1 protein-coding gene is annotated in these 516 nt (G+C 49.6%); it reads right to left on the minus strand.

The window, feature by feature from the left end; translation table 11 throughout:
• Positions 1-401, minus strand: a 401-nt coding sequence (locus RX395_RS09920; protein ID WP_316367318.1) for a hypothetical protein, incomplete at its 3' end; no start/stop codon positions are given.
• Positions 402-516: the final 115 nt, after the last annotated feature.

Consider the following 516-nt stretch of genomic DNA (forward strand, 5'->3'; position numbering starts at 1 on the left):
GTTCCATAGAGATAACCGACAAAGTCCGCCAGGAAGGGCTCAGGATCGGTGGTATCCCCCGGCACCAGCTCGACCTCATCACCAGTCCATTCATCCCCTTCCGCCATCTTGTAGAGCGCCAGACTGACAGGTTGGGATTGTTCCAGGGTATAACCAACCTTAACCAGAGCGTTGTTACTCAGGTTTATGCCGCGATAGAAATAGTTGGTCATTTCCCCGTTGCTGTAAAGAGATATTTCCTCAGCATTGAGGACATTTTCCATGGTCATGTTCTTGAGCTCTGCAACTGTGGGAGCATAGTCGGGGTCTGCCGCAAAAGCAGCCATCGGCAACATCCCCAGAAGGAGCGCCAGGGTCAGGGTTGAAGCAACAACGCGTGAGAACCGTTTTCGTGCCTTCATATGTATACTCCTCTCATATCGTTCTGATAGCCCGACTTCCTTGGGACACCAGAAACTAGCCCCCTTTCCTTTTCTGAATATTGAAAATAAGTTTCCCAAAGAAGTCCTTCTATAT

The organism is Collinsella aerofaciens, assembly GCF_032584215.1.
Lineage (GTDB): Bacteria > Actinomycetota > Coriobacteriia > Coriobacteriales > Coriobacteriaceae > Collinsella.